General features: G+C 61.3%; 6 protein-coding genes. 5 read left to right on the top strand and 1 reads right to left on the bottom strand.

Annotated elements, in window-relative coordinates:
- Positions 1 to 18: 18 nt before the first annotated feature.
- A complete protein-coding gene (locus ACP26L_RS21220) occupies positions 19 to 1,551 on the top strand; it encodes a Calx-beta domain-containing protein (RefSeq protein WP_426446133.1) in 1,533 nt (510 codons plus the stop codon).
- 16 nt (positions 1,552 to 1,567) lie between these two features.
- Here the strand turns inward: ACP26L_RS21220 and ACP26L_RS21215 are convergent, their stop codons facing one another.
- Entirely contained in the window at positions 1,568 to 1,768 is a 201-nt protein-coding gene (locus ACP26L_RS21215) for a hypothetical protein (RefSeq protein ID WP_426446132.1), read from the bottom strand.
- 177 nt (positions 1,769 to 1,945) lie between these two features.
- On the opposite strand from ACP26L_RS21215, the gene ACP26L_RS21210 reads away from it, so the two are divergent.
- The 4 genes from ACP26L_RS21210 to ACP26L_RS21195 all read left to right on the top strand — a co-directional run bounded on the left by ACP26L_RS21210 (position 1,946) and on the right by ACP26L_RS21195 (position 13,147).
- Positions 1,946 to 4,993 carry a glycoside hydrolase family 3 C-terminal domain-containing protein gene (locus ACP26L_RS21210; protein WP_426446130.1) on the top strand — a complete coding sequence of 1,016 codons (3,048 nt, stop codon included), beginning with the start codon at positions 1,946 to 1,948 and terminating at the stop codon, positions 4,991 to 4,993.
- 345 nt (positions 4,994 to 5,338) lie between these two features.
- Positions 5,339 to 7,150, top strand: a complete 1,812-nt coding sequence (locus ACP26L_RS21205) for an assimilatory sulfite reductase (NADPH) flavoprotein subunit (RefSeq protein ID WP_426446128.1) — start codon at positions 5,339 to 5,341, stop codon at positions 7,148 to 7,150.
- A 38-nt stretch (positions 7,151 to 7,188) separates the two neighbouring features.
- Positions 7,189 to 8,913, top strand: a complete 1,725-nt coding sequence (cysI, locus tag ACP26L_RS21200; RefSeq protein ID WP_426446126.1) for an assimilatory sulfite reductase (NADPH) hemoprotein subunit — start codon at positions 7,189 to 7,191, stop codon at positions 8,911 to 8,913.
- Positions 8,914 to 9,079: 166 nt separating this feature from the next.
- Entirely contained in the window at positions 9,080 to 13,147 is a 4,068-nt protein-coding gene (locus ACP26L_RS21195) for an AAA family ATPase (protein ID WP_426446125.1), read from the top strand.
- Positions 13,148 to 13,217: the final 70 nt, after the last annotated feature.

Below are 13,217 nucleotides of genomic sequence, written 5' to 3'. Positions count from 1 at the left end.
TGAATGGAGGAACAAATGATGAAAAACTTGGGTGTATGGCATTCGCAGCCCCGGCGCCGCAAACTCGGTGTGATGCTGCTAGTCTCCGCGCTGCTCGTGCCTTACGGCGGGAGCACGATCAGCCATGCCGAGACGCCGGCGGGACAATTCACATGGGAGAGCGACTATTATACGGCCGGGGAAGATGCCGGCATCGTAACGCTGACCGTTCGCAGAGAAGGCGGAGCCGGCGGGCAAGCGTCGGTCGACTTCGCGACCGCTGACAGTTCGGCTTACGCGCAGAGCGATTATGGCTCGGGCTCCGGTACGCTTGTCTTCGCGGACGGCGAGACGGTGAAGACGGTGGAGGTCGTGATCTACGACGACGGCGAAACGGAAGGGGACGAATCGTTCTCCGTGGGGCTGTCGAATCCGACCGGCGGAGCGGAGCTCGGCGCTTATCCTTCGGCCGCGGTATCGATTGCGGACAACGACAACTGGATTCCGGATCCGCCAAGCGTGCTTTCGTTCGACCCCGTCTCTTATACGGTTGGAGAAGCGGCAGGCTATGCGGGGCTGCAGGTGGTCCGCTCGGGAGGCGCAGCGGATTACATCTCGGTCCAATATGCGGCAAGCAGCGGCTCTGCGGGTGAAGATCAGGATTATTCGGCGTTCGGCGGCACCCTGTCTTTCGCGCCGGGCGAGCGTCTGGCCGTGCTCCAGGTTCCGATCCTCGACGACAGCGAGCATGAGGAGAACGAGTCGTTCTCGGTCTCGCTGTTCGGGGCCAGCGGCGAAACGTCCATCGAATCGGGTACGGCGGAGGTCACTATCGCCGATAACGATCCTTTTGTTCCTGACCAGCCGGGCGAGTTCCAGCTGGAATCGGATGCATACACCGCGGAGGAAGGAAGCGGGACGGCATCGATCCGGGTGCTGCGCAGCGGCGGCGCAGACGGGGAGGCTGCAGTTGATTACCGTATCGAAGGAGGTACGGCGGCCGAAGGAGCCGATTACGGAGGCACCGGCGGTCAGCTTTATTTTGGCGATGGGGAGACGGAGAAGTCGATTGAAGTGCCGATTACCGACGATGCGGTGCATGAGGCCGACGAACAGTTCAGCGTTACCCTGACGTCCGCATCGAATGGGGCGGTGCTGGGCTCTACCGTCCGCAGCGTCGTGACGATTCAGGATAACGATCCCGCCGGCCGGATCGAGTTCAGCGCGTACACCAAGACCGCTTACGAAGAGGACGGCACGGTGTCGCTGACCGTCACCCGTTCGGGCAGCACGAATGAAGCGGCCAGCGTCCTGTATGCGACGAAGGATTACTCCGCCCTGGCCGGCCGGGATTACCGCGCCGCCATCGGGACGCTGGAGTTCGCGGCGGGCGAAGCTTCGAAGACCCTGACGGTTACCCTGCTCGACGACGGGATCAAAGAATACTACGAGTATTTTGCCGTGGAATTGTCAAACCCGAGCGGTGCCGAATTGGGAGATCGTTCGAGGATGATTGTGTCCCTGTACGACCGCGACCCGATCTATCTGCCTTGGCCTTGGCCGCGTTATTAAGCCGGCAAGCCTGTCGTCACCGCAGCAAAGCCCGCCTTCCCTCAGGATGGCGGGCTTTGCTGTGTCCGGCGGTGATGAGCCCCTGCTGTAAGCGGTCCGTCAGCGCGGCGCCGGCCACCGTCACGGCAGGCTTCTGCAAGGAAGCGGCCGGCTGTAAGACAACCGCGGCTGACCGTTCCCTGCCTGCCGTTTTGCCCAAAATCCAGCGTCTCAGCATGACACTTATTTACCCTTGGAAGGCCACTTTTTTACATAGAGGGATGGATTGGAAAACGCTATCATTAAACCATTCAAAGGCTGCGGCAGCAGGGACAGTCATCTATCAAAGAACGGGAGTGAGCACATGGCAGGCAGGACAAGCAGAGCAAGCAGGGCAAGCGGCTGTACAACGGGAATGAAGGTCATTCTGGCTTTGGCGCTGATGTTCTCCTTCACCGTACCGGCGGCCGCCAACGAGCAGACCGGGACATCTTCATCGTCGGGAGGCCAGGCATCAGCCCCATCCGGCTACACCTATCCGTTTCAGAATCCGGATCTCTCCTTGGATGCGCGGGTGAAGGATCTCCTCTCCCGGCTGACCCTGGAGGAGAAGGTATCGCTGCTTCACCAGTATGCGCCGGCGATTCCCCGGCTGGGCATCCAGGCCTTCCGCACAGGGACGGAAGCGCTCCACGGCGTCGCCTGGCTGGGGGAAGCGACGGTCTTCCCGCAGGCGACCGGACTTGCGAACACCTGGAACACGCAGCTGCTGAAGAAGATCGGTGCCACCGTCGGGGATGAAGCGCGGGCCTTCCACCGGAAGGATCCGGCCCAGAACGGACTCAACGTGTGGGCGCCGGTCGTCGACCTGATCCGCGATCCACGCTCCGGCCGGAACGAGGAAGGGATGGGGGAGGACCCCTACCTGACCGGGGCGATGTCGAATGCCTACGCAGCCGGGTTGAAGGGAGATCATCCCTTTTATCTGAAAACCGCACCGACGCTCAAGCATTTCATCGGCTACAACAACGAGAAGGACCGGGGCTCGAGCTCCTCCAGCATGGACCCGCGCAATCTGCATGAGTACTATCTAAAGTCGTTCAAGCCCGCGATCGTCTCCGGCTCGGCGCTCTCCCTGATGCCCTCGTATAACTCGGTCAACGGCCGACCGGCGATTCTCAGCCCTTTGCTCCGGAGCGTGGTGAAAGAGCAGTGGGCCGGGGACGATTTCTTCATCGTGAGCGATGCGTATGATCCGACCGGTACCGTGAATGACCACCATTATGTGGATTCGTATCCGGAAGCCCTGGCGCTGGCGATCCGGGCCGGCGTGGACAGCATGACCGACCAGGGCAGCAATTCGGGCGTCATTACCGGCTATATCCGGGAGGCGCTGGCCCAGGGGCTGCTAACGGCAGCGGATGTGGATGAAGCGGCGGCGAACGTGCTCCGCATCCGCTTCCGGCTCGGCGAGTTTGATCCTGCAGGACGCAGCCCGTATGAGATAATCCCCGAGAGCGTCATCAACAGCAAAGAGCATGCGGCCTTGGCGCTGAAGGCGGCACAAGAGCAGCTCGTGCTGCTCAAGAACGAGAAGGGGGCGCTCCCCCTGAGCAGGGAGAAGCTGAGCAGGGTGGCCGTCGTCGGGCCGCTGGCCGATCAGGTGCTGAGCGACTTTTACAGCGGGACACTGCCGTATGCCGTCTCTCCTCTTCAGGGCATCCGGGAGAAGCTGCCGGCCGAGAAGATCGCCTTCACCCGGGGCGTCGACCGGATTGCGCTGAAGTCGAAGGCCACCGGCCTCTACGTATCCGCTTCGCCTGACGCATCGGCTCCGCTCACTGCATCGGCGGCGGAGCCCGGGAAGAATGAAAGCTTCGACCTGTACGATTACGGCTGGGATCAATTCCTGCTGAGGGCCGGGGCCAACGACAAGTACTTGACGAACGGCTGCTGCAACGGCGCCGTGACGAATACCGCGAATGCGCCGGGCACGAATGAATGGTTCACATATCAGAACTACCGGTACGAACGCCTCCCGGATCAAACGTATGCCCTGTACAATTACCAGGCGGGACACTGGGATACGGGTCTCGCGGGAGGCAAATACGTAAGCGTAGAGCCTGCCGCACCGCATACGCTCGTGACTTCCAAAGATGCCGTCACCGGGGATACCGAGAAGTTCGAGCCCGTGCTGGTATCCGGCGGGCAGGAGGAGGCAGTGAAAGCCGCAGCAGGCACAGGGGCGGCCATCGTCGTCGTCGGAAGCCAGCCGCAGCTGAACAGCCGGGAGACGATCGACCGGGCGGATCTGGTCCTTCCGCCGGCGCAGGAGGCCTTGATCGAGAAGGTCGCCTCCGTCAATCCGAATACGATTGTGGTCGTTGTCTCCGGCCATCCGTTTGCGATCCCGAAGGTGCAGAAGAACAGGAATGTGAAGGCGATTCTTTATTCTTCCCACGGAGGACAGGAGGAAGGCAGGGCGATCGCCGATGCGCTCTTCGGGGATTATGCGCCGGCCGGCCGCTTGAACCAGACGTGGTATGCCGGAGTGAACCAGCTGCCGGACATCATGGAGTATGACATCATCAAGGGGGAGCGGACGTACCAGTACTTCGAAGGCCGGCCGCTCTATCCGTTCGGTCATGGCCTGACGTATGCCGATTTCGCGTACGGAAGCGTGCGGTTGAATAAGAATAAGGCGGACGCGAAGGACACCGTCAAGGTGGAAGTGGAAGTCACCAATCAAAGCCGGTTCCGCAGCGACGAGGTCATTCAGCTCTATGTCCATGCGGAGAAATCCCGGGTGAAGCGGCCGATCAAGGAGCTGAAGGCCTTCCAGCGCGTCTCGTTCGAGCCGAATCAGAAGCGCAGGATCACCTTCGAGCTGCCGGTCGGCGAGCTGGCCTTCTGGGACGTGACCCGCAGCACGGAAGCGGTGGAGCCCGGCACCTACACGCTGATGGTCGGCCGCTCGTCCGAGGACATCCGGGGAACGGCGAAGCTGAAGGTGGACGGGGAGGACATCCCGCACCGCAATCTCTACGGGGCGACACGCGCCGAGAACTATGACGATTATCAGGGCGTGGTGCTCGTGGAAGACGGGGAGAGCGGGGGCAGTGCGGTCGGTACGGCGGCAGCCGGCAGCTGGCTGCTCTTCAAGGATGTGGACTTCCGCCAGGGAGCCCGGAGCTTCCGTGCACGGACGTCCGGTACGGCGGGGGGAAGCATCGAGGTGCGGCTGGGTGATCCTCAGCGCGGCCGGCCTGCCGCCACGGCCGCCGTCCCGGCGGGCTCCGAAGGGCAGTGGACCACCGTTACCTCGCAGGTGTACGGCGCCCGCGGCGTGCAGGACGTGTATCTCCGGTTTGCCGGAGAGATGAACGTCAGCTGGTTCGAGTTCGAACCGGCAGGCGCCAAGCCTCCGGGCAGGCAGGAGGAGTCGGAGGACGGCGGACGCTGATCCCGACGGCCGGCGGGATCTGAGCAGCAGGGCTTCTATGATGACTTGACTTGCTGCGTATTTCGCTGAGATTGAATTGGTTATCGAGGTGTCACCTCGTGCGGCTTCGGGCTGCCGGGGTGACATCTTTTTCTTTCTCGTGGCGTTACTTGGGGAATAATGGAGAGAAAAATGTCGATTCGGCCCTGGTTTTGTCCGTATTTGCAGCTTTATCAGCACAACTGATAAATCCTATAAGATGATTGTAATTGACCGGAACCCTCCGCTGTGTTAGGTTCAATAGAGCGAAATAAGATAGAAATGCTGGGAAATCAAATCATTGCATGCCATGTGAGGTGGATCGTGTTGGTACTTCAAGTAACGAACAGTCCTTTTAATCAGGAGCAAGTCGAATTGCTCAATCGCATCCTGCCGAGTCTGACGGATAACCAACGGGTCTGGCTCAGCGGATACCTTACCGCTCTTCAGGGAGCGACAGGGGCCGCCGCCGTACCGGCCGCCGCAGCACCTGCAGCCGCTCCGGCGCAGGCCAAAGAAGTGACCGTGCTCTTCGGTTCGCAGACGGGCAACAGCAACGGGCTCGCGAAGAAGCTGGCCAAGAAGCTGGAAGCCGGGGGCAGCCAGGTGACCCTCTCTTCGATGAGCGACTTCAAGCCGAACAGTCTGAAGAAGGTGCAGAACCTGCTCATCGTGGTCAGCACCCACGGGGAAGGCGAGCCGCCGGACAATGCGATCGCTTTCTACGAGTTCCTCCACAGCAAGAGAGCGCCGAAGCTCGACGGCATGCAGTTCTCCGTTCTGGCTCTCGGTGATACATCCTATGAGTACTTCTGTAAGACGGGCAAGGATTTCGACGCCCGCCTCGAAGAGCTCGGCGCGAAGCGCCTGACTCCGCGTGTGGACTGTGACGTCGACTTCGCGGATGCGGCGGCCGAGTGGATGGAGCAGGTGGCAGGCTCTTTGAACGGCGCTGCGGCCCCTGCGGCTGCCGGCGGTGCGCCGGCTCCTGCGGCAGGCGCGGTGGAATCGGAATATTCCCGCTCCAACCCGTTCCAGGCCGAAGTGCTTGAGAATCTCAACCTGAACGGACGCGGCTCCGACCGCGAAACCCGCCACGTGGAGCTCTCTCTGGAAGGATCCAACCTCCAGTACGAAGCGGGCGACAGCCTCGGCGTCTATCCCGAGAACCATCCACGCCTCGTGGATGAGCTCATCGAAGCGATGGGCTGGAACGCGGAAGAGCCGGTTGCCGTGAACAAGAACGGCGAGCAAAAGCCGCTGCGCGAAGCGCTTCTGCGCCATTACGAGATCACCGTTCTGACGAAGCCGCTGCTCGAGCAGGTGGCGAAGCTGACATCGAACAGCGGGATCGGCGAGCTGCTGGAAGCGGGGCGCGAGCAGGAGCTCCGTGCCTACACGAACGGGCGCGACCTGCTCGACCTCGTGCAGGACTACAGCCTGAAGGGCATTCAGGCCGGCGAATTCGTCTCTGTCCTCCGCAAGATGCCTCCGCGCCTGTACTCGATCGCGAGCAGCCCGAAGGCATATCCGGATGAGGTTCACCTCACGGTCCGCACGGTCCGCTACGAAGCTCAAGGCCGCAACCGCTATGGCGTGTGCTCCGTGCACCTGTCCGAGCGCGTGCAGCCTGGCGATTCGCTGCCGGTCTTCGTGCAGAGCAACCCGAGCTTCAAGCTTCCGGAGAACGGGGATACCCCGATCATCATGATCGGACCGGGCACCGGCGTCGCGCCGTTCCGAGCGTTCCTCGGCGAGCGGGAGGAGACCGGAGCCGAAGGAAAATCCTGGCTGTTCTATGGCGACCAGCATTTTGCGACGGACTTCCTGTACCAGGTGGAATGGCAGCGCTGGCTCAAAGACGGCGTGCTGACCCGCATGGATGTGGCATTCTCCCGCGACACCGACGAGAAAGTGTATGTGCAGCACCGGATGCTCGAGAAGAGCCGCGAGCTGTATCAGTGGCTGCAGGAAGGCGCATGCGTCTATGTCTGCGGCGACGAGAAGAAGATGGCGCATGACGTGCATGCCGCCCTCGCTGCCATCTTGGAACAAGAAGGCGGCCTCAGCCCTGAGGAAGCCGTAGAATATTTGACCCGTATGCAACAGCAGAAACGTTATCAGCGGGATGTTTATTAAGACGGGATCCCGAAGATTGCGAGAGGAGAAAGACCACCATGTCCGAGAATAACCTGCTTTCACCGAACAGTGCGCCGCACAGCGATGTGGAAGATATCAAGCGCCGCAGCAACTATCTGCGCGGCAGCCTGGAAGAAACGCTGCAAGACCGTATTACGGGCTCCATCCCGGAAGATGACAACCGCCTGATGAAGTTCCACGGCAGCTATATGCAGGACGACAGAGACCTGCGCAATGAGCGCCAGAAGCAGAAGCTCGAGCCCGCGTACCAATTCATGCTGCGTGTCCGCGCTGCGGGCGGCGTCGTGACTCCGGACCAGTGGCTGATGATGGACCGCGTTGCGCAGAAGTACGCTAACGGAACGATCCGTCTGACGACGCGCCAGTCCTTCCAGCTTCACGGCGTGCTCAAGTGGAACATGAAGTCCACGATCAAAGAAGTCAACGACGCGATGCTGAGCACGCTCGCCGCCTGCGGCGACGTGAACCGTAACGTGATGGCGAACCCGAATCCGTACCAGTCGGAAGTTCACGGTGAAGTATACGAATGGGCAAGCCGGATCAGCAACCATCTCGATCCGCGTACCCGTGCCTATCACGAGATCTGGCTGGACGGCGAGAAAGTGGTCGACAGCCGCGACAACGAAGAGCAGGAGCCGATCTATGGACCGGTCTACCTGCCGCGGAAGTTCAAGATCGGGATGGCGATTCCGCCGTCCAACGACGTGGACGTCTTCTCCCAGGACCTTGGTTATATCGCCATCGTCGAAGACGGCCGTCTGAAAGGCTTCAACATCTCTGTCGGCGGCGGCATGGGGATGACGCACGGCGACCCGGCGACCTATCCGCAGGTCGGCCAAGTCATCGGCTTCTGCACACCGGAGCAGGCGGTTGACGTGGCGGAGAAGACCGTTATGATCCAGCGCGATTACGGCGACCGTTCGGTGCGCAAGCACGCGCGCTTCAAGTACACGATCGACGACCGCGGCATCGAGTGGTTCATCGGCGAGCTGACAAGCCGCCTCGGCTACAGCCTTGAGCCTGCACGTGAGTTCCACTTCGACAGCAACGGCGACCGTTACGGCTGGGTGGAAGGCACGAACGGCAAGTGGCACTTCAACCTGTTCATCCAGAACGGACGTGTCATGGACGAAGAGGGCTACCCTCTGATGACGGGCCTGCGCGAGATTGCCAAGGTGCATACCGGCGATTTCCGTCTGACAGCGAACCAGAACCTCATCATCAGCAATGTCACCACGGCGAAGAAGAAAAAGATCGAGGCCCTGATCAAGGAATACGCCCTTACGGACGGCCTCCACTATACCGCGCTGAAGCGCAATTCGATGGCCTGTGTGGCGCTTCCGACCTGCGGACTGGCTATGGCCGAATCCGAGCGCTACCTTCCGACGCTGCTCGATAAGCTGGAACCGATCCTGGTGGAGAACGGCCTGCGCGACGAGGACATCGTCATCCGCATGACCGGCTGCCCGAACGGCTGCGCCCGTCCGATGCTGGCCGAGATCTCGTTCATCGGCAAGGCGCCGGGCAAGTATAACATGTACCTCGGCGGCGGTTTTGCCGGCCAGCGCCTGAACAAGCTGTACAAAGAGAATATCGGCGAAGCCGAAATTCTCGAATCCCTGCAAGGCATGTTCTCCCGCTACGCCAAGGAGCGTAACGAGGGCGAGCACTTCGGAGACTTCGTCATCCGTGCCGGCTACGTCAAGGAAACACGTTCCGGTCAAGATTTCCACGCCGTATAATCGAGCGGTCCGCCCTAGAGGCGGGCCGTTTTTTTTACGATTTTCATAGAAACCATGAGTGCATTTGCCTATAGGCTGTTCGATTCGATTCTCGCTCTCCCTTTTTTTTCTGCTATACTATGAGCATTAGATAGAGAACAATTGGTGAAGTAGAAGGGGGTAGAGCATGAACAGCGGAATTGACCATTTGGCCGGCTATCTCCCCGGGCTGATCTTAAGAAAGCTGACCGACGAAGGCTGGGACCGTCTTACGCCTGTGGAGGAGACCGCTTCCGGGGCTGTCCTGTTCGTGGATATCTCAGGCTTCACCCACCTGGCCAAACAAGCGGCACAGCAGGGAACCATCGGACTCGAGCAGCTGTCCGTCATCCTGAATACATATTTCGATACGATGATTTCGACGATCGCGGCTCTAGGGGGAGAGGTCGTTCATTTTGCGGGGGACGCGCTGCTTGCTCTTTGGTGCCGGACGGCTTCCGGCGGCAGCCTGCCGGCGGTCACGCAGCTTGCTGTACAGTGCGGTCTCCGGATTCAGGAAGAGCTGCATGACCGGGAGCTGATTCCCTCTTTGCGGCTCTCGCTGCGCTTCTTCGTGGGCGCAGGCGGGTATCGCGTCAGCTATGTAGGCGGGGTGCAGGGAAGATGGGAGCTCGTGCTCTCCGGGGAAGCGGTCCGGCAGATCAGCGAGTACGGCCCCGAGGCCCAGCCGGGCCGAATGCTGCTGTCCCGCGATGCTTATTCGCTCGTGCGGGAGCACTGCTTCGGCGAACAGCCGGAAGACGAGGAGCGGGGAGTATTTGTCCTCTCGATGGGAGGGCAGGCTTCCCCTGAGCCGGCAGAGCCTCCTGCTTCCCTAAAGGATATACCGCTAGAAGCCCTGCTGCCGTATCTGCCTCCAACGGTCATGGCTGCGGTGTCGGCTGACGGTTCGGATTGGGCGGCAGAGCTGCGTAAGGTTACCGTTCTGTTCATCCATCTCCCCGACTTCCATCAGGACGTACCTGCTAAGACGATGCAGCAGGCGATACACGCCATACAGATGATCATGCAGACCTATGAAGGCGTAATCAACAAAGTCAGCCTGGATGACAAAGGAGCGGCGGTGATTGCCGGCATGGGGCTTCCTTCCCAGACGCATGAGGGAAATGCGGTCCGGGCGGTCAAGGCGGGGCTGGCGGTGAATGCCCGGCTCGCTGCGATGAACCTTCCGCATGCGGTCGGCATCGCCAGCGGCATGGTGTTCTGCGGCTCCATCGGCAGCAGTATCCGGCGCGAATACACGATGATCGGCGAGACCGTGAATCTGGCCGCGCGGCTTATGCAGTCGGCGGAAGCGGGCGTGCTCTGTGATGAATCCACCCGCGAGGAAGCGGGTGGGGAGGTGACGATGGAGCCGCAGGGCGCCCGGCACTTCAAGGGCTTCGCGGACCCGTTGAACGTCTACCGTCCAACCGGGATTGCCCAGGCTGCGGAACTGCAGCTGCAGTCCATGATCGGGCGCACGGAAGAGACGGCGGCGATGACCGGGCGGCTGGAGGCGCTTTTGCTCGGCGAGGGCGGCACCGTCATTATTGCCGGAGAAGCGGGGATGGGCAAATCCCGTTTGATCCAGTACGTCTGCGGTCAAGCGGAAGAACGGGGAATCCGTCTTCTGGCAGGGGCCGGGGACTCGATCGAAAAACGTACACCCTACTATCCATGGCGTTCGGTGTTTCAGAGTCTGCTTGGGCTCGTCCCGCTGCCGGAGCATACGGAATCGGCATACAGCCATGTTCTTAATACGGTACAAGCTATCCTGCCTGCCATGGCAGAGCTAGTGCCGCTCTTGAATCCGGTTCTGCCCTTCGAGATTCCGGACAATGAGCGGACGGCCCCCATGACGGGACGAACCCGGGCGGACAACACCCAGGAGCTTTTGACACGGCTGCTTGGGCAGGGCATCGGCTCGGCACCGGCCGTCATCATCCTGGATGACGGCCACTGGCTCGATTCGGCTTCCTGGACTCTGCTTTTGGCGGTATCCCGCCAGCTGCCCCAGGCTCTGCTTCTCTTGGCGCTGCGTCCGGAAAGCTCCGCTCTGCCGGCGGAGTACGGGCTCCTTGCCGGAGAACCGGGCGCCGCTAGGATCTTCCTCAAGGAGCTCTCCGAGCGGGACACGCTCCAGCTGCTCTGCGACCGGCTGGGCGCGGCGGCTCTGCCGGAGGCTGTGAGCTCTCTGATCCTGGGCAAATTCGAAGGCCATCCGTTCTTCAGCGAGGAGTTCGCTTATGCGCTTCGTGACCGGGGCTTTATCGAAGTCCGCGAGGGAGAATGCCGGGTCGTGAAGGGGCTGGACGAATTCCAGGACGTACATTATCCTCCGACAATTCAAGGCATCATCATGAGCCGCATCGACCGGCTGCCCCCGGCGGAGCAGCTTGTGCTCAAGGCAGCGAGCGTCATCGGCCGGCTCTTTTCGTATTCGGCTCTGCATGGCACCCTGCCTCTGAGAGCAAGCAGAGAGGAGCTCTCCGTATACCTTGAGCTGCTCGAGCAGGTCAACATGACCGTGCTGGAAGGCATGGAGCCGGAACTGACCTATCTCTTCAAGCACATCATTACCCAGGAAGTCACCTACAGTATGCTGCTGCATTCCCAGCGCAGGCAGCTGCACCACGCGGTTGCGCAGTGGTACGAGCGGCAGTTCGCGGACCTCGCACCCTATTACAACACGCTGGCCCATCACTGGTCGAAGGCCGGCATTACGGACAAGACCGCCGCTTATCTGGAAAAAGCCGGGGAGCTCGCGCTGCGGACCGGCGCCTACCAGGAGGCGGTGACAGCCTTTGAGGAGCTCGTGGCGCTGATTCCCGAAGCGGCCCCGCCGGTTTCCGAAGCCGCGAGATGGAACCGGCTGCTAGGTGAAGCCTATATGGGCACAGGGGATATGGCGAAGGCGACCGTACGGCTGCATGAGGCGTTGGCGATCAGAGGCCGGCGTCAGGCGGCGGGCCGGGCACAGTTCGCCTGGCATGTGGCGTGGCAGCTGACCCGCCAGCTGCTGCATCGTGCACGCCCGTCTTTCTTTATCGGCCGGCTGTCGAGCCGCAGCGAGAAGCTTAATGAACTCTCACGCTGCTACTTCCGGCTGTCGGAGATCAGCTTCTTTGTCAACAAGCCGATCGATAACCTGTATCATTCGCTGCATGGCCTGAATCTTGCTGAAGCAGCGGGCCCTTCGACGGGACTGGCCCAGATTACCGGCAATATGTGTGTGACGGCAGGGATCATGACCATGTATCCGCTTGCCGGCGCCTACCGCAAGCAGGCGCTGGAGGTGGCGGCTAAGCTTCAGGATCCGACGGCCCGGGCGTGGGTGGCGATGGACTTGTCCCTGTATCACATCGGTATCGGTGAATGGAAGGATGCCGAGGAATTTGCCCTGGACGCCATAGCGATCTATGACAGGATGGGAGACCGCAGGTATTGGGAAGCCGCTTCCTACTTGTATGTCAAAGTGCTGATGTATCATAACGCGGATTTTGGCGAAAGCCTGAAGCGGGCGAAGGGCATCTACGATTCGGGCCGGCGGAGCGGCAACGCGCAGGCCAAGTCCTGGGGGCTGCTCGCTCAGGCGGAGAGCCTGCTCTATCTGGAGCGGACCGGCGAGGCGGTGCAGCTGCTGCAGGAGGCGGAGTCGCTTGTTCCCGTCAACATTGGGCGCACGGAGGAGATCCGGGTGTACTGCCTGCTTGCCTTCGCCAGCTTGAAGTCAGGGAGGGCGGATGCGGCACAGCGGTACGCCCGGCAGGGTCTCGCTTACATCGGGAGCTCCGCGCCGACCACGTACTACTCGTATGACAGCTATGCGCTGCTCGTCGAGGTATTCCTGGAGTTGTGGATCCGGGGCAGGGAGGAATCACAGAAAGCTGAGCTGCAGCAGGCGTTGAAATCGCTGAAGTCCTTCGCCCGCATTTTCCCTATTGCAAGGCCGCGGCTGTCCTTATACAGAGGAGCCTTAGCCTGGATGGAAGGGAGGGCGGGCAAGGCCAGGCAGGCATGGAAAAACAGCTGGACGCAGGCGAAGCGGGCCGCGATGCCTTATGAGGAGGGGCGCGCTTACTTGGAGGCCGCCCGGCGGCTGGAGCCTGCGGATCCCGCTCAGGCGAGCTGTGCGGCGGAGGCCCGCCGCCTGCTGGAGCCGCTCGGAGTAACGCTTCGGGGCGGGCAGGGGCCAGCTGGCCGGCGGCAGTGAATTCCGCTGCGGGAAATAACGAAAGGGACTTCCCCGTTATGGCGGAGAAGTCCCTTTTTGCTATCTTCCT

Origin of the sequence: Paenibacillus sp. S-38, assembly GCF_049942825.1 — a bacterium.
Classification (GTDB): domain Bacteria; phylum Bacillota; class Bacilli; order Paenibacillales; family NBRC-103111; genus Paenibacillus_G.
Note: the sequence above shows the minus strand (reverse complement) of the source record. Positions and strands in the feature narration are given on the sequence as shown.

Coding starts and splice junctions, on each gene's coding strand:
- ACP26L_RS21220 (WP_426446133.1), top strand. CDS start 19: ATGAAAAACTTGGGTGTATGGCATTCGCAGCCCCGGCGCCGCAAACTC.
- ACP26L_RS21210 (WP_426446130.1), top strand. CDS start 1,946: ATGAAGGTCATTCTGGCTTTGGCGCTGATGTTCTCCTTCACCGTACCG.
- ACP26L_RS21195 (WP_426446125.1), top strand. CDS start 9,080: ATGAACAGCGGAATTGACCATTTGGCCGGCTATCTCCCCGGGCTGATC.
- ACP26L_RS21215 (WP_426446132.1), bottom strand. CDS start 1,768: ATGCTGAGACGCTGGATTTTGGGCAAAACGGCAGGCAGGGAACGGTCA.
- cysI (WP_426446126.1), top strand. CDS start 7,189: ATGTCCGAGAATAACCTGCTTTCACCGAACAGTGCGCCGCACAGCGAT.